The 18964-nt window shown below is 68.5% G+C and carries 17 protein-coding genes; 6 read left to right on the top strand and 11 right to left on the bottom strand.

From position 1 onward, the window contains the following. Positions 1-18 precede the first annotated feature (18 nt). The 6 genes from ACIGJC_RS21050 to ACIGJC_RS21025 all read right to left on the bottom strand — a co-directional run bounded on the left by ACIGJC_RS21050 (position 19) and on the right by ACIGJC_RS21025 (position 5845). On the bottom strand, positions 19-1005 hold the full coding sequence (locus ACIGJC_RS21050) for a glycosyltransferase family 2 protein (RefSeq protein WP_483714099.1): 987 nt from the start codon (positions 1003-1005) through the stop codon (positions 19-21). Continuing rightward, a complete protein-coding gene (locus ACIGJC_RS21045) occupies positions 992-2782 on the bottom strand; it encodes a carbamoyltransferase family protein (RefSeq protein ID WP_483714098.1) in 1791 nt (596 codons plus the stop codon). The genes ACIGJC_RS21050 and ACIGJC_RS21045 overlap by 14 nt, the downstream gene beginning before the upstream one ends. Beyond that, positions 2763-3932, bottom strand: a complete 1170-nt coding sequence (gene waaF, locus ACIGJC_RS21040) for a lipopolysaccharide heptosyltransferase II (protein ID WP_483714097.1) — start codon at positions 3930-3932, stop codon at positions 2763-2765. The genes ACIGJC_RS21045 and waaF overlap by 20 nt, the downstream gene beginning before the upstream one ends. Further along, positions 3929-4537, bottom strand: a complete 609-nt coding sequence (locus ACIGJC_RS21035) for a D-glycero-alpha-D-manno-heptose-1,7-bisphosphate 7-phosphatase (RefSeq protein ID WP_483714096.1) — start codon at positions 4535-4537, stop codon at positions 3929-3931. Before ACIGJC_RS21035 ends, waaF begins: the two co-directional genes overlap by 4 nt. Beyond that, entirely contained in the window at positions 4528-5277 is a 750-nt protein-coding gene (locus tag ACIGJC_RS21030) for an SDR family oxidoreductase (RefSeq protein ID WP_483714095.1), read from the bottom strand. Before ACIGJC_RS21030 ends, ACIGJC_RS21035 begins: the two co-directional genes overlap by 10 nt. Positions 5278-5377: 100 nt before the next feature. After that, positions 5378-5845 (bottom strand): hypothetical protein, encoded by a 468-nt coding sequence (locus ACIGJC_RS21025; RefSeq protein WP_483714094.1) that lies wholly within the window; start codon positions 5843-5845, stop codon positions 5378-5380. Between the two features lie 302 nt (positions 5846-6147). Between ACIGJC_RS21025 and ACIGJC_RS21020 the strand changes: the two genes are divergently transcribed. Genes ACIGJC_RS21020 through ACIGJC_RS21005 form a run of 4 tightly spaced genes read left to right on the top strand, consistent with a single transcriptional unit; the run spans position 6148 to position 10059 of the window. Further along, entirely contained in the window at positions 6148-7407 is a 1260-nt protein-coding gene (locus tag ACIGJC_RS21020) for a glycosyltransferase family 4 protein (protein ID WP_483714093.1), read from the top strand. Positions 7408-7419: 12 nt separating this feature from the next. Further along, the gene (locus ACIGJC_RS21015) at positions 7420-8460 is read left to right on the top strand and encodes a UDP-glucuronic acid decarboxylase family protein (protein WP_483714092.1); all 1041 of its coding nucleotides are present in this window, start codon (positions 7420-7422) and stop codon (positions 8458-8460) included. Between the two features lie 31 nt (positions 8461-8491). Beyond that, positions 8492-9199 carry a PIG-L deacetylase family protein gene (locus ACIGJC_RS21010; RefSeq protein ID WP_483714091.1) on the top strand — a complete coding sequence of 236 codons (708 nt, stop codon included), beginning with the start codon at positions 8492-8494 and terminating at the stop codon, positions 9197-9199. Beyond that, positions 9196-10059, top strand: coding sequence for a glycosyltransferase family 2 protein (locus tag ACIGJC_RS21005; protein WP_483714090.1), 864 nt, complete (start codon positions 9196-9198; stop codon positions 10057-10059). The genes ACIGJC_RS21010 and ACIGJC_RS21005 overlap by 4 nt, the downstream gene beginning before the upstream one ends. Before the next feature lie 14 nt (positions 10060-10073). Here ACIGJC_RS21005 and ACIGJC_RS21000 read toward each other — a convergent pair whose 3' ends face one another. The 3 genes from ACIGJC_RS21000 to ACIGJC_RS20990 all read right to left on the bottom strand — a co-directional run bounded on the left by ACIGJC_RS21000 (position 10074) and on the right by ACIGJC_RS20990 (position 14122). Then, entirely contained in the window at positions 10074-12791 is a 2718-nt protein-coding gene (locus tag ACIGJC_RS21000) for an ATP-binding cassette domain-containing protein (protein WP_483714089.1), read from the bottom strand. 31 nt (positions 12792-12822) lie between these two features. Continuing rightward, entirely contained in the window at positions 12823-13305 is a 483-nt protein-coding gene (locus tag ACIGJC_RS20995; RefSeq protein WP_483714088.1) for a CBS domain-containing protein, read from the bottom strand. A 172-nt stretch (positions 13306-13477) separates the two neighbouring features. Continuing rightward, the gene (locus tag ACIGJC_RS20990; protein ID WP_483714087.1) at positions 13478-14122 is read right to left on the bottom strand and encodes a UdgX family uracil-DNA binding protein; all 645 of its coding nucleotides are present in this window, start codon (positions 14120-14122) and stop codon (positions 13478-13480) included. A gap of 224 nt (positions 14123-14346) precedes the next feature. On the opposite strand from ACIGJC_RS20990, the gene ACIGJC_RS20985 reads away from it, so the two are divergent. Both ACIGJC_RS20985 and ACIGJC_RS20980 read left to right on the top strand, forming a co-directional pair. Then, positions 14347-14739: an NUDIX hydrolase gene (locus ACIGJC_RS20985; protein WP_483714086.1), complete on the top strand. Its 393-nt coding sequence runs from the start codon at positions 14347-14349 to the stop codon at positions 14737-14739. Positions 14740-15279: 540 nt separating this feature from the next. Further along, positions 15280-16365, top strand: coding sequence for a calcium:cation antiporter (locus ACIGJC_RS20980; protein WP_483714085.1), 1086 nt, complete (start codon positions 15280-15282; stop codon positions 16363-16365). A gap of 8 nt (positions 16366-16373) precedes the next feature. On the opposite strand, the gene ACIGJC_RS20975 is transcribed toward ACIGJC_RS20980, so the two are convergent. Further along, positions 16374-17498, bottom strand: a complete 1125-nt coding sequence (locus tag ACIGJC_RS20975) for a muconate/chloromuconate family cycloisomerase (RefSeq protein ID WP_483714084.1) — start codon at positions 17496-17498, stop codon at positions 16374-16376. A 37-nt stretch (positions 17499-17535) separates the two neighbouring features. Then, entirely contained in the window at positions 17536-18918 is a 1383-nt protein-coding gene (locus tag ACIGJC_RS20970; RefSeq protein ID WP_483714083.1) for an MFS transporter, read from the bottom strand. Positions 18919-18964 lie beyond the last annotated feature (46 nt).

Below are 18964 nucleotides of genomic sequence, written 5' to 3'. Positions count from 1 at the left end.
TCAACAACAGCGGCGCATTCATAGGAACCTCGTCTGGAAAGCTAACGCGCCGCGCAGGCGCCAGTAAAGTGACAATGGCGGAATCAGGATCGATGTGACGACCATCTCCGCGACATGCGAAGGCGTCCGCGCCGCCCCTTGCAGGCGGCGCCGGCAGAACATGGCGGTCAGCACCAGCCAGAGCGCAGCGGCCATGCCCGCAGCGCGCCACGCACCGGCAGCGATGGCCACCCCCATTACGGCCATGGCCAGCCCGATCACGTAGTAGTGCCACGGCGGGACGCGGCGGATCCGCGCCCGGTAAAGCGCGGGGTGTTTCTTGTAGAGCAGCGCATCGAAATACACCTTGGCCTGCGCGGCCAGGCTGCTGCCCCACGGCGCGGGACGGACCGGATGCACGACGACGGCGGCAGGTGCCCGGCCCACCGGTCCGACCTGCTCTTCGAGCCGGAACTGCAGGTCCGAATCCTCGCGCCAGGCGCGCGTAAAGCGCTCGTCGAACCCGCCCACGCGCGCCAGCGCCTGACGCCGCACGAAGCAGTTGGCCGTCACGAACTCGGCAGTGGCCAGGCCGGCGGTGTCGCGCTCATGGTCGGTGGGCCGCGGCGGCGTCGGCACCACGGTGCGCCCGGACGCGGCGCTCCATGCGGGCCGGGATGCCAGCGTGCGGCGACCTTCGCGCACCCAGGCTGGCGCCGGGATCGTATCGTCGTCGGTGAAGGCAATGATGGCGCCACGCGCGAGCCGGGCGCCCGCATTGCGCGCACCGGCCGGGCCCTGCGTGTCTGGCACCGCGACGTAGCGCAGCGCAATGTGCGGATATGCGGCCGCCAGTTCCGCCACCTGCTGCGCGATGCGCGGCTCGCAGCCGTCGTCGCAGACAATGATTTCGAACGCGCCGGCTTCGATGTCCTGCCCGCACAGCGCGCGCAGGCACCGCTCCAGCAGGTCGGGCCGCCGGTAGGTGGGAATGACGACCGAGACGTCCGGATCAGGCGCCGGCATCGGCCATCTCCGCTGCCGTGGCCGGCGTCGTGGCGGCCGATGCCGCCGGCGCGGCCGGCTTTTCCAGCAGGAACGAGCCGATCACCAGCGCATCGAGCGGCGAAGTCCAGAAGCACTCGACCGCATCGCGTGGCGTACAGACGATCGGCTCGCCGCGCGTGTTGAACGAGGTGTTGACCAGGATCGGCACGCCGGTGCGGCGCGCGAACGCCGCCAGCACGTCGTAGTAGGCGGCATTCTGGTCGCGCCGGATGGTCTGGACGCGCGCGGTGCCGTCGACGTGCGTGACCGCGGGAATCCGCGCGGCCATGTCCGGCTTGACGTCATAGACGAACAACATGAACGGCGCGCTGCCGTCGCCGGGCTTGTCGGCGTGGAACCACTCGGCCATGCTTTCCTGCAGGACCACGGGCGCCACCGGCCGGAAATCCTCGCGGTCCTTGATCTGGTTCAGCCGCTGCTGCATGCCCGCGTCGATCGGCGAGGCCAGGATCGAGCGCGCGCCCAGCGCGCGCGGCCCGAACTCCATGCGGCCCTGGAACCAGCCGATGATCCGGTTCTGCGCGAGCAGCGCGGCGGTGGTCTCGGCCACGTTGTCCAGGCGCGTATACGGCAACTTGGCCCAGTCGAGGAAGGCCGCGATCTCGTCGTCGCCATAGGCGGGACCGAGGTAGGCGTGGTCCATCTGCCAGTGCCGCTGCGGCCGGCCGCGCTGCTCGAAGTCGACCCACAATGCCGCGCCGAGCGCCGTGCCCGCGTCACCGGCGGCCGGCTGCACCCATACCGCATCGAACGGGCTCTGGTCACGCACGCGCGCGTTCATCACGCAGTTCAGCGCCACGCCGCCCGCCATCGCCAGGCAACGTTCGCCGGAGGTCTGCGCAAGCCACGTCGCCATGCCGACCACGGTTTCCTCGAGCACCTGCTGCAATGACCGCGCGATATCGAAGTGGCGGCTGGACATGGCGCTGCCCCGCTCGCGCGCCGGACCGAGCACGGCGTCGAGATCGGCTTCGGCGACGCGGTAGCCGCCCGCGCCATCCGGCGTGACCATCTTGCGGAACGTTTCCAGATAAGCCGGCTTGCCATAGGAGGCAAGCGCCATGACCTTGTACTCGTCGGACGAGTGCAGGAAGCCGAGATGCCGCGTGATGCGCTCGTACAGCAAGCCAAGCGAATCGGGCAGGTCGATCTGCCGGATACGGCGATACGCGCTACCGTCGAACACGCCGTAGCTGGTGGTGGCGCGCTCGCCGCGGCCGTCCATGGTCAACACCGCGCAGCGCTGGAACGGCGCCGCCAGGAACGCGCTGGCTTCGTGCGCCATATGGTGTTCGACGAAGTGCCAGCGGAACGGGCCGTCATGCCGCACGCCGTGGAACCTGGCCTGCAGGTGATGTGGCGCGCCGGACGCGAGTTGCCGCGGCGCGTTGACGATATAGGACAGGAACAGCGGTTCCCACGGCGCCGCCGCCGCGCCGGCGCGGGACGGCTCCAGCGGCAGCGACAGGGCCTCGTCGTCGCGCCGCTCGCCAAGCAGCAGCGCGGGATCGTAGGAGTAGGCGATGTGGTCCACATCGGCCAGCGAGATGCCTGCCTGCGCCAGGCAGTAGTCGATGGCGTGGTATGGCAGTTCCCAGGTGCTGAACGGCACCGGCCGCTTGCCGTGCTTGATGTGGGTGAAGCGCTCGTCCTCGGCGGCGGCAATCACCTCGCCGTCGCGCACGAGGCAGGCGGCGGAATCGTGGTAGGCGGCGTTAATGCCAAGCGTATACATGCGTCCTCTCCTCGACGGTGGAAACCGGCTGGCTGTCCGGCACCGGGTCTTGCGGCCATGGCATCGGGCTTTCGGCGGGGCTGTCTCCGCCGAGCAGCGCCAGCGCCGCGGCAACCACCGCTTGCGGGCCGACGCCGCGCAGGCAGCGGTGATGGCCTTGCGGGCACGTGCTCTTGTAGCAGTAGCGGCACGGCACGTCCTGGAACAGCGTGCGGTGCGGCACCTGCCATGGGGTGTGCTGCGGGTTGGTCAGCGCGTACAGGTCCACCACGGGCGTGCCGAGCGCCGCCGCGATATGCACCGGGCCGCTGTTGTTCGACACCAGCAGCTCCGCCGATTCAAGCAGGGCCGCGAACTCGCCCAATGGCAGCACGCCGGCCAGCGGCACGACGCCGGTTGAACCCGCGTTGCGGCAGACGTCTTCGACCACCTCGCGCTCCGCTTCCGAGCCGGTCACGAAGACCGTGGCACCCGTCTCTCGCGCCAGTTGGCCGGCCACTGCCGCGAAGTGTTCCGCCGGCCATCGGCGCGACGGCGCGGTCGCGCCGGGGTGCACCACAATCCTGGCTTTGCCGGCAGCTTGCAGGCCCCGTGCCGAGAGTGCGGCACGGTCCGCGTCGCGCACGGCAAACCGCAGTCGCCTGTCCGACGTGTGCGCACCGGCCTGCGCGACCAGGTCGAGCTGGCGCTGGGCTTCGTGTCGTGGCTGCCCACCGGGGTCGGTCTCGGGCGCCCAGTCGCTGAGCAGCGCATAGGGGTTCTCGCGGCAGTGCGCGAGCCGCAGCGGAATCCCCGCCAGCACGCACAGCATGGCGGCGGGCAACGGACTCTGGCTGTAGACCGTGAAGATCACGGCCCCGTCGAAGCGCCCTGCGGCAAGTTGCGCGGCGCACGCGCGCAGTCGCCGCGCCGATTCTTCGGGTCCGGGCGACTCGGCATGCCGCACCCACGGCGCGTCCCAGCCGATCACGTCACTGACCATCGGCAGGTGCGGCGCGAGCCGGGCCGAGGCCGATGAAGTCAGCAAGGTCAGCCGGCGTCCCGGCACCGCTTCGGCCAGTGCCTGCATGGCGGGCGTCGTCATCAGGACGTCGCCCATATTGTCCAGCCGGACACACAGGAGCCGGCGTGCGCGCTCCCAGGTCGTCATGCCGGCCTCGCCACGAACGGCGCGGCCGGCACGTGCTCGCCGGCAACAATCCGCGCCGCATGCGCCAGCGTCGGCACCACGAAATCCGGCGTGCGCCACGCCCCGCCGACCCATTCGGTTTCACCGCCGCAGTCGATCAGGATCGTGTTGCAGCCCGCGCGCCGGCCCGCCTCGACGTCGTCGAGGATGTCCCCGATCATCCACGACGCCTCCAGGTCAAAGCCCAGCACCGACGCCGCCGCGCGCAACATGCCCGGCGAAGGCTTGCGGCAACTGCACGCCACGGCATACTGCGCCACCGCGCCTTCCGGATGGTGCGGACAGTAGAAGAAGCCCGAGAGCCTGGCGCCGTGCAGCCGGAACAACGCCGCAAGTTTGCGGTGGACGGCCTGCAGTGCCTGCTCTTCAAAGCCGCCGAGCGCCACGCCCGGCTGGTTGCTGACCACCACCAGCGGCACGCCCAGGTCGCCCAGCACGCGCAGCGCGTCGCCGGCGGTGTCCGCAAGGACCATCTCGTCGGGGTCCACGTTGTACGGCACGTTCCTGAGCAGGGTGCCGTCCTTGTCGAGCAGGACGGCACCCTTGCGCGTGCGGATCAGGGCCACGACGTCTCCTTCATCGGCAAGACCATGAGTTCCGGGATCACGGTCTCTTCCGGCTGCGTCAGCACGAAGCGCACGGCGCGCGCGACATTGGCCGGGTCCTGCAGCGTCGAGGTATCGATATCGGGAAAGCGGTCGAGCAGGAACGGCGTGCGCATGCCCCCGGCGACGATCGCGCAGACCTTGATGCCGTGCGGGCGCAGTTCGGCGTGCAGCGCGTGCGAGAACCCCAGCACGCCCCACTTGGTGGCGTGGTAGGCCGACGCATTGGGCCATGCCCGCTTGGACGCGGTCGACGCAATATTGACGATGTGCCCGCTGCCCTGCGCCTTCATCAGCGGCACGGCGGCATGCGCCAGCAGATACGGCCCGTAGAGGTTGACCATCAGCACGCGGCGCCACTGCTCGGTGTCCACTTCCTCGACCGGCAGCGTGATGTCGATGGCGGCGTTGTTGATGATGCCATCGAGGCGCCCGGCCAGCTTGCCGCCGGCGCGTCCGATCTCCGCGAACAGCCGGTCGACGGCGTCGGCGTCGGACACGTCCACGCCGATGGCCTCCGCGTCCGCGCCGGATTCCCGCAGCGAAGCCGCGCACGCGCTCGCGCGCGCCAGGTCGAGCTCGGCGATGATCACGCGCGCGCCGGCTTCGCCCAGTACGCGGCAGATCTCGCCACCGAGGCCGCGGCCGCCGCCGCTCACTAGGAATCGCTTGCCTTCCAGCAGTGGGTCTTTGCCCGCCATGTCATTTCTCCGGTGCGAGGGTCGAGGGTCTATACCAGGCAGCAGGCCGCTCCGGGCGGCCGGACTGCGTGAGCCGAGCGAAATGCATGCCAGTGCGCGGCTACGGCCGGTGCGCCGCGTGCGCGTGCCCGATCGCCGCCGCACGCAGCAACGCGGCGATGCAGCGCGCGAAGGCCTCGTCATACCAGCCGTTCGCGCCGCTGACCGCGACCACGATGCCGTCGAGCACGATGCCGCCCGCCAGGGCCATGTCGCCGGCGACGAGCAGGTGCGGGGATTGCGTGGCCACCACGCCGGAGTCCGCCTGGGTACGCCACGCGACACGCGCCTTCTCGCGCGCGTAGTACGCATAGTCGGCATCCCAGCTTTCCTGCGAGGGCAGCGAGTGTTCGTAGAGGATCGCCTCCTCGAACGTGCCCGTGCCAAAGGGAATGCAGGGATCCATCACGACGATATGCATGCAGCGGCTCTCGCCGACATCGCGGTCGGCAAGGCTCGCGTTGAGCATCGGCAAGGCAAGAGCGACCGCGCGGCGCGCGGTCTCGGCATCGGCAAAGCGGGAGGTCATGGCGCGCTCCTCAAAGACTGGGCCGCTATGACGCAACCTCCATGCCCGTCCCAGCAAACAGCGCCCGGCACGTGAGAGACGCTTCTACACAAGCCTGGTAGAAAGCGCGACCGGGAACTTCAAACGCCCGGCACGGGGCTTGCCCCGCAGCGCACGGGCTGGGGGTCGGGCCGAGAACCGCTATAACGCTGGTCATTCGGTTCCCTGGCATTGCGGCCTCAGGGCTCCCACGCGCACACAACACCTCTGGCATGCATGCTGCAGAGCCGGGCTACCGATCCCCCACCCGACCGGAGGCCGCCATGCAGCGCATCGCCATGATCAGTGAACATGCCTCGCCGCTGGCGAGCATCGGAAGCGTCGACAGCGGCGGACAGAACGTCTACGTCGCGCACCTGGCGCGGCAGCTCGGCAAGAGCGGCTATCTGGTCGATGTGTTCACGCGGCGCGACAAGGCCCTGCTGCCGGACATCGTGGCGTTCGCGCCCAATGTCCGTGTGGTCCATGTGCCGGCCGGGCCCGCGGTGTATGTGCCCAAGGAGCAATTGCTGCCGTACATGCCAGCCTTCGGCGACTTCATGGTGGGGTTCATGCGCGGCGATGCGATCGGCTACGACGTGCTGCACGCCAACTTCTTCATGTCGGGCGTGGCCGCCATGCGCGCGCGCCAGGTGCTCGATATCCCGCTGGTCATGACGTTCCACGCACTCGGCAAGGTGCGCAGGCTGCATCAGGGCAGCGCCGACGGCTTCCCGGACAACCGCTTCGATATCGAGGACGACCTCGTGCGCCATGCCGACCGCGTGGTGGCCGAATGTCCGCAGGACCTGGACGACCTGGTCACCCTGTACCACGGCGATCCCGAGCGCATCGACATCGTCCCCTGCGGGTTCGACGAAGAAGAGTTCGCCCCGATAGAGCGCGATGAAGCGCGCCGCGCGCTGGCGTGGGATGCCAATGCCTTCACCGTGCTGCAGCTCGGCCGCCTGGTGCCGCGCAAGGGCATCGACAACGTCATCCGCGCGATCGGGCACCTGCGCCATGGGCAAGGCATCGAGGCCCGGCTGTTTGTCGTGGGCGGCAACGCCGACCAGCCGAGCGAGGCGGCGACGCCGGAAATCGGCCGGCTCCAGGTCGTGGCCGAAGACGCGGGCGTGGCGGACTGCGTCACCTTCGTCGGACGGCGCCGGCGCTCGCAGCTGCGCGGCTTCTACAGCGCTGCCGACGTGTTCGTCACCACGCCGTGGTACGAGCCCTTCGGCATTACGCCGGTCGAGGCCATGGCCTGTGGCGTACCGGTCATCGGCGCCGACGTCGGCGGCATCCGCACGACGGTGGTCGACGGCGAAACCGGCTTCCTGGTGCCGCCGGATGCGCCCGAGGCGCTCGCGGAGCGGCTGGCGCGGCTGGCCTGCGACCGCGCGCTGGCGCGCCGCATGGGCGTGGCGGGCCGGCAGCGCGTGCAGGCGGAGTTCACGTGGATGCACGTCGCCCGCCAGATGGAGCAAGTCTATGCCCGCGTCGCGGGCGCCGAACGTCCGGCGCGCCGCGTGGCGGCTTGAGCGGAGACGACCATGCGGGAAGCCGATCGCAAGCGCGTCCTCGTCACCGGCGGTGCCGGGTTCCTCGGTTCGCACTTGTGCGAACGCCTGGTGGAACTCGGCCACGATGTACTTTGCGTTGATAACTTCTACACGGGCAGCAAGGAGAATATCGCCCACCTGCTCCCTCTCTACAATTTCGAGCTGCTGCGGCACGATGTGACGTTCCCGCTCTATGTCGAGGTCGACCAGATTTACAACCTCGCCTGCCCCGCGTCGCCGGTCCACTACCAGAGCGATCCGGTGCAGACCACCAAGACCAGCGTGCACGGCGCGATCAACATGCTGGGGCTGGCCAAGCGCGTCAAGGCGCGCATTCTCCAGGCCTCCACCAGCGAGGTCTACGGCGACCCCGACAACCACCCCCAGCAGGAAAGCTATTGGGGGCATGTCAACCCGGTCGGGCGGCGCGCCTGCTACGACGAAGGCAAGCGCTGCGCGGAAACGCTGTTCATGGACTATCACCGCCAGCACGGCGTGGACGTGCGCATCGCGCGCATCTTCAACACCTATGGCCCGCGCATGCACCCGGCCGACGGCCGCGTGGTGTCGAACTTCATCTCGCAGGCGCTGAACGGCGAGCCGCTCACGTTGTACGGCGACGGCTCGCAGACGCGCTCGTTCTGCTACGTCGACGACCTCGTCGACGGGCTGGTCCGATTAATGGAATCCGACGCCGCGGCCACGCCCGTGAACCTTGGCAACCCGTGCGAAAGCACGATGCGCGACATCGCGAGCGAGATCCTGCAGGCCACCGGTTCCGGCTCGCCCATCGAGAACCGCCCCTTGCCCGAAGACGATCCGCGGCAACGCTGCCCGGATATCACGCTCGCGCGCACGCTGCTGCAATGGAACCCGGCGACGCCGCTTTCCCAAGGCCTGCGGCTGACCGTTGCCTATTTCGTCTCGCGGCTGGCCGGGCGCGTCCGGCGGCAGAAGCTGGCCGGTCAGTCGTCAGCGCCATTGAAACCCGCCGAGCCGGCGCGGCGCCAACCCGCCTCGGATGTGTCCTGACGCGATGGCGAGCTTCCATGCCCCGGAGCGGATGACGATCCTCTCCCCCCACCTGGACGACGCCGTCTTCAGCTGCGGATGCCTGATCGCCGCCGGCAACAATCCCAGCGTGCTGACCGTGTTCGCCGGGCTGCCGTCCGCGCAGATGCCGCTGCCGGAATGGGACCGCGCGGCCGGCTTCGCCAGTGCGCGCGAAGCCGTGCTGTCGCGCCGCCATGAAGACGCGCGCGCGCTCGGCCAGCTCGGGGGCCACCCGCTCTGGCTGGACCTGCTCGACAGCCAGTACCGGCACGCCTATACGATCGAAGCCATCGCGGCCCGCATCGTCGAGTGCCAGGTGCTGCGCGAAAGCCGTACCGTGATCGCGCCGATGGGCCTCTTCCACAGCGACCATATCCTCACGCATGGCGCCAGCCTGCTGCTGTGCCGGCCGGCCCTGGTGACCGAGGGCGGCGATGACGAAGAGCGCGCCGCCGAGCCCCGGCGATGGCTGTTCTATGAGGACGCGATCTACCGGCGACTGCCCGGCCTGGTGCAGAACCAGCTCGCCGCGTGGCAGCGCGCGGGACTCCTTGCGACACCGGTGTCTTTCGCCACGGCACCGTTCCTGCCGCGCAAGATGGAGGCCGTCAAGGCCTACGCCAGCCAGCTTCCGCTGTTCAGCGAAGCGCAGATCGCCGATATCGGCGCGCCCGAGCGCTACTGGTCGCTGACCCTCGCGGAACGGAGCCCGTCATGACCGCCCCTTGCATCAGCGTGGTCGTGCTGACCCACAACCGCCGCGATACGCTCGCGCACACGCTGCGCCAGCTCACCGCGCTGCCTGAGCGGCCGCGCGTCGCGGTGGTGGACAACGGCTCGACCGACGGGACCTGCGCCATGCTGGCGCGGCAGTTTCCGGAGGTGGCCTGCCTGTCCTGCAGCACCAACCTGGGCGCCGCGGGCCGCAATCTGGGTGCGCGGTGGGCGTCCACGCCGTACGTGGCCTTCTGCGACGACGATTGCTGGTGGCAGCCCGGCGCGCTGGCCCGCGCCTGCGCCATCTTCGGCAACCACCCCGAAATCGGCGCGCTGACCGCACGCATCCTGGTCGGCGAGACCGAGCGTGAAGACCCGGCCAGTACTGCCATGTCGCACAGCCCCCTGCCCTCTACCGGCCTGCCCGGACGCATGATCCTGGGCGTGATGGCCGGGGCCACCGCCTTCCGTACCGGCGCCTTCCTGGAGGCCGGCGGCTACGATTCGCGCCTCTTCATCGGCGGCGAGGAAACGCTGCTATCGCTGCGGCTGGCCGCGCTGGGGTGGGCGCTGGTCTACGCGCCCGAACTGGTGGTGCACCACCATCCCAGCGCCGCGCGCGACGCGCAGCGGCGCCGCGCCATGCTGGCGCGCAATGCGGTGTGGTCCGCCTGGCTGTGCCTGCCCGCGCCAATGGCCGTGGCGGAAACGCTCGGTGTCTTCCCGCAGCTGGCCACGCAGCTGGAGGCCAGCGACTGGGGCGATCTCCTGCGCGGCATGCGCTGGGTGCTGCAGGAACGCGAGGTGGTGCCGCGCCACATCGCCGCCGCGCTGCGTCTGGTGCGCGCCGCAGCGCGCTGAGCTCGGCGTCGCCGCTATTCCTCGTTTACATCCGACCCGGGCGCCCTGTGCGCCTGGATCGCCGCGATCAGTTCGGCCATGCGGACCGGCTTGGGCAAGTGCACCTGGAATCCGGCCATCATTGCGCGGATGCGGTCCTGCGGCTGCGCATGCCCCGACAGCGCGATGGCGGTCAGCCGGTGCAGCAGCGGCACCTCGCGCCGGCTTTCGAGCCGCCGCACCGCGCGCAGGACGGTATAGCCGTCTTCTTCATCGAGCGCGATATCGCACAGCAGCACATTGGGCCAGTCGGCCGGCGACATGCCGGCGAGATCCTGCAGCAGGTCCCTGCCGTGCCCGTAGGCCAGCGCGCGCGCCCCAAGATCTTCGAGCGCTTCGACCAGGATGTCGCGCGTGGTCGCATCGTCGTCAAGGACCAGGATGCACAGGTCGCGCAGCGAATGCGGCCCGGGGGCCGGGAACTCGTCGGGCGCGGGCAAGGCTGGCGCGACCGCTTCGCGGACCGGCCGCATCGGCATACGGAAGCACCAGGTCTGCCGGGCCGCGTCGGCCGTGAGCCGCACGCCCGCGTCGGCAAGCCGCACCTGCAGCCGCTGCACGTCGGCCGGCGGCACGCGCCGCCCCTCGGCGGGCTGGGTCGCGGCGAGCGTCAGGCCGGCATCGCCGTCCAGCCGTTCGAGCCGGAGTTCGAGCCGTCCGCCTGGGACCATGGTATCGATCACGCTTCCGCACAGCTGCCAGATGGCCTGCTGCAGCACGCCGGGGTCGCCAGTCACGCGCAGTTCCGCGTCGTTCACGATCGTAAACAGGTGGATGTTGCGTTCCGCGATAATGTCGCGCAGGCCGTCCACCACCCCGGCCACCAGCGTATCGAGCCGGATCGGCTGCATCGCGAGCCGCTCTTCCGTGCGTTCCAGTTCGCGTTGCTGCTGCTGCAGGCGCCACATCTGCGCATAGACACCGCCGCGCGCGAGCAGCGCCTCGTGCGTGCCGGCTTCCACGACGCGGCCGTGTTCCATGACCAGGATGTGGTTTGCCTCGGCAATGGTCGACAGCCGGTGCGCAATGATGAAAGCGGTGCGGCCCCGGGCCACGGCGGTCAGTTCCTGCTGGATCGCCCGCTCGGTACGCGTGTCGAGCGCGGACGTCGCTTCGTCGAAGACGATGATCGGCGGCTTCTTCAGCATGGCGCGGGCAATCGCCACGCGCTGGCGCTCGCCGCCCGAGAGCCGCACGCCGCGTTCGCCGACCATGGTGTCGTAGCCATCGGGCAGGCGGTCGACCAGGGTGTCGAGCTGCGCGGCGCGCGCGGCGTCCACCACGTCGGCGCGGGTCGCGCCTTCCCGGCCGTAGGCAATGTTGTAGGCGATGGTGTCGTTGAACAGGATGGTGTCCTGCGGCACGATGCCGACCACCTCGCGCAGGCTGCGCTGCGTGACCAGCCTCAGGTCCTGCCCGTCGATCAGGATGCGGCCCGAATCGGGCTGGTAGAGCCGGAACAGCAGCCGCGCCAGCGTCGACTTGCCCGAACCGCTGCCGCCAACCACGGCCACGGTCTGGCCGGCTCGCACATGGAAGCTGACATCCCAAAGCGTATGCCGGCTCGGGTCATAGCTGAAATTGACGTTCTCGAACACGATCGTGCCCTGGCTGACCTGCAGTGCCGACGCGCCCGGCGCATCGGTGTCCTCGCCGGCGCGGCCCTTGGCGTCGAGCAGCGCGAACAGGCGCTCGACATTGGTCATGGCGTCGTTCGATTCGCGGAAGATGAAGCCGAGCGTATTGAGCGGCAGCACGACCTGGATGATGTACGCGTTGATCAGCACCAGGTCGCCAACGGTCAGCACGCCGTGCAGGACCTTGTCGACGCCCAGCAGCATGACGCCGGCCACGCCGACCGCGATGCACGCGCTCTGCGCGATATGCAGGGTGGACAGCGCATACTGGTTCTCCACGCTGATGTCGACCCAGCGGCCCAGCAGCCGTCCCAGCCGCTCGGATTCGAACGACTCGCGCGCGAAGTACTTGACCGTGTCGTAGTTCAGCAGGCTGTCCACCACCTTGCTGTTGGTCTGCGCCTCGACACTGTTGACATGGCGCTGCACACGCATGCGGCGGCGCGCGAGCAGCACCGTGCAACCCGCGTACAGCGCGAACACCACGACGATGATCCCCGCAAAGCTCGCCCCGTAGCCGGCCACCATGATGATCAGCACCGAGCCGATCTCCAGCAGCGTAGGGACGATGGTGAATACCGACACGCCCAGCAGAAAGCCGATCGCCGCCGTGCCCTTCTCCAGGTCGCGGATCACGCCGCCGGTCTCGCGCCGCGCGTGGAACCTGGCGCCGAGCTTGTGCAGGTGCGCGAAGGTGCGGGCCATGAAGCTGGCCACCGTGCTCTGCGCGACATTGGCGAAGACCACGTCGCGCAGTTCGTTGAAGGCGTTGCCAAGCAGGCGCAGCACGGCGTAGGCCAGCACCAGGTACGCCGGCATTGTCACCACAAGCCGTACCACGGATGCGGGCTCCGCGCCCGTGCCCGCGTGCGCAAGCGTGCGCACCGGCGACAGCTCGTCGACGATCAGCTTGAGGACCAGCGGGACCGCGACCGTTGCCGCCTTCGCCAGCAGCAACAGGGCGATGGCCACGACCACGCGCGCGCGGAACTTCCAGATCGCGCGCCACAGCTCGCCCGCGATCCGGCGGCGCGAGACGCGAGGCGTGTTCGGCATTCCCGCCTGCCGGGTAGCGCGCCGGGGCGGCTCAGCGATCGGGTTCGGACGGGTTGGAGACCTCGGTCAGCGTGTCGCCGGCCTTGGCGATGTCGCCGGACTTGGTCGCGATATCGCCGAGCGATACGATGCCCACCAGCCGGTCGTCCTTGTCGATCACCGGCACCCGGCGGATCTGCCGTTCGGCCATCTTCGCGCGCGCGTCGTCGACCGTGTCGTCATCGCGGCACCATAGCGGGCCTTCCGACATCGCCTCGGCGATCCGGGTCTGCGGATCCTTGCCCACGGCGATGCAGCGGCACGTGATATCGCGGTCAGTCACCATGCCGCGCAGATGACCGTCGACGCACACGGGCAGCGTGCCGACATTGAGGTCATCCATGATCCTGGCCGCCTCCTGGAGCGTGCAGTCGGGCGTTACGTACTGCGGATCGGCGGTCATCACGTCACGCAGCCGCAGTTGCGGCTGCAGCGGGGAGGCAGGCGTGGAGGCATGCTGCGTTCGGGTGGCCATCAGTTTCTCCATGTGGTCGGTTCGCGTTCTTTTTTCGTGGCGCAGGCAAGGGGTCGCAACGACCATGCCCGTCGCGCGCCGCCCACGGGCGGCGCGGGCGGCGCAAGTCGCGAGCGGATTTGCAGTCCGACATGGAAAGATTTACCGCCGGTGCGCAGCGCGGCACCCCGGATTACCCGCGTACGCGATGCGCTTTCCCTGACCTGCCTTCGCCGGCGAGGCGCACCGCCTGGCGCAGGCTGGCCACGATGCGCGCGAACGCGGCCTGGCGTCCTTCCTCGCTGCGCTGGCGCAGGACGAACGACGGGTGGTACGTGACGACGACCAGGTGGCCGTCCTTCTCGACCGGCGCATCGAGCAGTGCCGACAAGGCCACGCGCTTCTTGCCGAGCACGGCGCCGGTGGCGGTCGCGCCCAGCGCAACGATGACGGTGGGGCCCACCGCGTGGATCTCCTGCTCCAGCCACATGCCGCACGCTTCGATCTCGAGCTGCCCCGGGGTCTTGTGCAGACGGCGCTTGCCGCGCAGCTGGAACTTGAAGTGCTTGACGGCGTTGGTCAGGTAGACGTCTTCACGCTGCAGTCCGGCCTGCGCGAGCGCTTCGCCCAGCAGGCGGCCGGCTGGCCCCACGAAGGGCTCGCCCTGCAGGTCTTCCTCATTGCCGGGCTGTTCGCCGACTAGCATGAGCCGGGCGCTGACGGGGCCTGCTCCGGGCACGCCCTGCGTGGCGTCGTGCCAAAGCGGGCAGCGCCGGCAGGCATTGAGCTGCGGGCGTTCGGGAACGGAGTCGGTGGATTTTTCAGCGCTTCGGGGCATGAGTGCATACACTGGCGGCATGTAGTCAGGGACGATTCAAGATGCATGCCGGATCGCGGCACGCGCCGCTGGCACGACAGATGCAGGGTTCCGGGTGCTGATGCCGATTGACAGGTTCCGTTCGATCGCGGTTACTATCCTCGGCTTCACCGTTGCCCACGCCATCAGAACTTCCCAGGGGAAGATGCGGCCAGCCGCGCCGCGGTTCATTTCAGGGAGCCGATATGCAAGCACTGAAACCGCTGAAGCCGAAAGTCAGGGCCACCATCGTCTGCATCCGGCACGACAGCGTGCTGCTCGTTTCGAAGGACGGCGTGCGATGGGCACTGCCTGGCGGCCGCCCCGGCAAGCAGGAGTCGCCGGAGCAAACCGCACGGCGCGAGCTGCAGCAGGAAACGGCACTGAAGACCAAGGCGCTGGTGGGCGTTTTCCAGTTCATCGGCGCGACCACGGTGCATCACGTATTCACCGCCGACATTGAAGCATCGGCGCGGCCGAAGGCCGGTCATGAAATCAAGTCGCTGCAATGGCTGCCGCACGAGAAACTTGGCGAAGTCGAAACCAGTGCGACCACGCGGCAGATTGTGTCGCAGTTTTTCCAGACCGAAACACGGTAGCAATAGGCCGGGGTCGGTCACCCTATCGCGACGCATGCCTCACTTTGCGGCGAAACACCGTCGCAGGCGCGCGACAGTCGCTGGATTGACGCCGGTCCGGCCGGGGTTCGCGACTACACTCGTTGCTGGGGCGGGCAACGGGTACGCCCCAACCACTTCGAGCCCTCGACCACCCCGGCCGAGGGCTTTTTTATGGTTGTCCGGGGGATTGAGGGGGCGTGCCTGGGGCCTGAGGTTATGACGGGGTAGCGAAGACCCGGTCATAACCAGAGAACCCCCGGCTACATACACGGCGCGCAGCAGCAGGTTTTCGCCCTGTGAGGATTGAATCCAAGAAATCCCCGGCATTCACCCCGAATTTCGTCCAATTGATCGCAATTTTCGGGAACTGATTCGCACTTCGCCTGCCTTATCACTGCCGTCACGGCGCTGGGCTGTGACGGATCGCCCTTCTGCTTCGTGCCGGGGCCGCGGCTCCGCACGTCTCTTGCCACCGCTCGGTGGCGCCCAGAACACCAAAACAAGAAAGGAAAAACAGGGATGGCACTGACTTCCAACAAGCTGCCGGGGTGGACCGTGTGCGCCCCGCTTGCCGCGGCGGCGATCCTCGCCGCCGGACTTGCCCTGCCCGGACAGGGCTGGCTGATCCTGCTCATGGCACCGGCGCTCGCGGGCGCGGTGTTCGCGGCGGTCCACCACGCGGAGGTGGTCGCGCACCGCGTCGGCGAGCCGTTCGGCACGCTTGTCCTGGCCATCGCCGTGACGGTGATCGAAGTGGCGCTGATCGTCTCGGTGATGCTGTCGTCGGGACCCGAAAAAGCCGGACTGGCACGGGATACCGTGTTTGCCGCCGTCATGCTGATCTGCAACGGGATCGTCGGGCTATGCCTGTTCGTCGGCGGCCTGCACCATCGCGAGCAGGCGTTCCAGGCGCCGGGCGCCAATGCCGCCATGGCCGTGCTGGCGGCGCTGCTCGTGCTGACCATGGTGCTGCCCAACTACACCAGCAGTTCGCCGGGCCCGGTGCTGACGCCGGCACAACTCGGCTTTGCCGGTGTGATGTCGCTGTTGCTGTACGGCTCGTTCGTGTTCGTGCAGACCGTGCGCCACCGCGACTATTTCCTGGCTGACGACAGTTCGGACGAGGACGTCCATGCGCCGCCGCCGCCGGGCCGCGTCGCCGCCATCAGCGGCCTGCTGCTCGTGGTCTGCCTGGTGCTTGTCGTCGGCCTGGCCAAGCTGCTGTCGCCATCGGTGGAGGCGGCCGTGCTGCACGCGGGCGCACCGGCGGCGGTGGTCGGCATCATCATCGCGGCCACGGTGCTGTTGCCCGAGGGCCTGGCCGCACTGCGCGCGGCGCGCGCCGATCGCATCCAGACCAGCCTGAACCTTGCGCTCGGCTCGGCGCTGGCCAGCATCGGCCTGACCATTCCATCGGTCGCCGCGGTCTTTATCTGGATCGGACAGCCGCTTGAACTGGGACTTGGCCCGAAGGAAACCGTGCTGCTGGTGCTGACGCTGATCGTGTCGTCGCTCACGCTCGGCAGGGGCCGCACCACGATCCTGCAGGGTGTGGTGCACCTCGCCATCCTGGCCGCCTACCTGTTCCTGTCAGTGGTGCCCTGAGCGGGCCCTCAGGCGTGATCGCGCCGGTAGTGCGCGAGCTTGTCTTCATCGAGCGCAAGCCCCAGCCCCGGGCCTTCGGGCAAGTGCAGGCTGAAGTCGCGGTAAGCGGGCCGCTCGACCACGATGTCATCCTTGAGCAGCAGCGGGCCAAACAGCTCCGTGCCCCACGCCAGCTGCGGCAGCGTGCAGAAGCCATGCGCGGCGGCGATGGTGCCCACGCTGCCCTCCAGCATCGTGCCGCCATATAGCGCGATGCCAGCGGCATCGCCCACGGCAGCCGTGCGCAGCATGCCGAAGATGCCGCCCGACTTGGCGATCTTCAGCGCGAACACGTCGGCGCCGCCGATGCGCGCGAGTTCCATCGCATCCTCCGGACCGCACACGGCCTCGTCCGCCATGATCGGCACCACGAAGCGTGCCGCCAGCCGCGCCAGCGCCGTGCGCTGCTCGCGCGGCGTGGGCTGCTCGATCAGGTCGATGCCCGCGGCTTCGAGCATGGCGATGCCGCCGGCGGCATTGGCTTCGTTCCAGGCCTGGTTGATGTCCACGGTCACGCGGGCGCGGTCGCCGAGCGCGCGCTTGATCGCCGACACGTGCGCCACGTCGTCGCGCACGCTGCGCCGGCCGATCTTGAGCTTGAAGGTGTTGTGGCGGCGCTCGGCCAGCAGGCGCTCGGCCTCGTCGATGTCCTTCGCGGTATCGCCGCTGGCCAGCGTCCACAGCACCGGCAGCGTGGCGCGCACCGCGCCGCCCAGCAGCGTGGCCAGCGGCACGCCCAGGCGCTTGCCCTGCGCATCGAGCAGCGCGGTTTCCAGCGCCGACTTGGCGAAGCGGTTGCCGCGCGCGATCTTGTTCAGGCGAGCCATCGCGGCGTGGACGTTGGTGGCGTCCTCGCCGGCCAGCGCGGGCGCCAGGTAGGTGTCGATGGCCAGCTTGATGCCTTCGGGGCTCTCGTCGCCATACGACAGGCCACCGATGGTGGTGGCCTCGCCGATGCCCTCGATGCCGTCGCTGCAGCGCAGCCGCACGATCACCAGCGTCTGCTGCTGCATAGTGGCCATGGCCAGTTGATGGGCCCGGATGGTGGGCAGGTCGACCAGGATGGCTTCGACCGAGGTAATCGTGGCTGTCATAGTTTCTCGATACAGTGGATGTATGGGTTGGACAACGTCATGAGCTGCGCTGCTGGACGTTCGCAACGATGTTCCTGTCATCCGTTGTGGCCTGGACCGCCTTGCCTTCCATGATCGACGCCGAGCGCTGGTGGTCGATCATCAGGACAGCCAGCACGGCGATGACCGCGGGCACGGCCATGGCCGCGAAATTCTGCTGCAGCGGCAGGGACAGGCTGACCAGCACGCCGATGACAATCGGCGCGAGGATGGCGCCGCCGCGGCCGACACCGGAGGCCCAGCCAATTCCCGTGCCGCGCACGGTCGCCGGATAGAACTGCCCGGCATAGGCGTAGGTCACGATTTGCGTCCCGATGGTCGAGGCTCCGGCAAGCGCAACCACGAGGAACAAGGCCTCGGTCGGCATCCTGAAGCCAAGCAGCGTGATGGAGACCGCAGCCAGTGCGTACATGCCGACCAGGACGTATTTGATATTGAACCTGTCCGCAAGCCAGCCGCCGCCGATGGCGCCGGCCATCGCGCCAAAGTTCAACACCAGCACGAAGGTCAAGGCGGAGCCGAGGCTATAGCCCGCGCCAGCCATGAGCTTGGTGAGCCACGAGCTCAAGGCATAGACCATAAACAGGCACATGAAGAAGGCAATCCACAGCATCACGGTGCTGAAGCCGCGCCCGTCACGGAACAGCATGCTGATGGGAGCGCTGGCCCCTTTCCCGGCCTGCGGCAAGTCGAACCGGTCCGTGGCCTGTGCGCGGTAAGCGGGGGCCATCCTGACCAGCACGGCCTTCAACGTGTCCAGGCGATTCCGCTGGATCAGGAACGGCAATGACTCCGGCATCAGCTTCAGCACCGCGGGGATGATCAGTACGGGCGCGCTGGCGGCCAGGAACACAGATTGCCAGCCGTACGTCTCGATCAGCGACTTGCCCATCAGTGCGGCCAGCATCCCGCCCACGGAATACCCGCTGAACATGAGCGTGACCATGGTGCCGCGGATCTTGCGCGGCGAGAACTCGGTCATCTGGGCGACGACGTTGGGCATCACGCCGCCGATGCCGAGTCCGGCAAAGAAGCGTGTCACGCTGAACGAGACCGGGTCGTGCGTCATTCCCGCCGCGGCCGTAAAGACGCTGAACAGCGCAATGCAGATGGCAATGGCCTTTGGCCGGCCAATGCGGTCGGCGACGGTGCCCATGATTACCGCGCCGAACATCATGCCGAACAGGGCCGAACTGACCATGAAGCCTGCACGGGTCGCGTCGACGCCCATGTCCTTCATGATCGAGGGCAGCGCAATGCCCACCACGGCGAGATCGTAGCCGTCAAAGATGATGATGAGCGCGCACCAGAACAGCAGGCCTGCATGGAATCTGTTGAAGCGCGCGTCGTCCGCTAGCTTGTGGACGTCAATGTGTCGCATGTTTTGTCTCCGTTGTCGTTTTTTGGATGGCCGCGGCAGCCAGGCT

The sequence above is a fragment of the Cupriavidus sp. C3SS-1 genome, assembly GCF_057073755.1.
The sequence above is the reverse complement of the archived record's forward strand: the minus strand, read 5'-3'. Positions and strand labels throughout refer to the sequence as shown.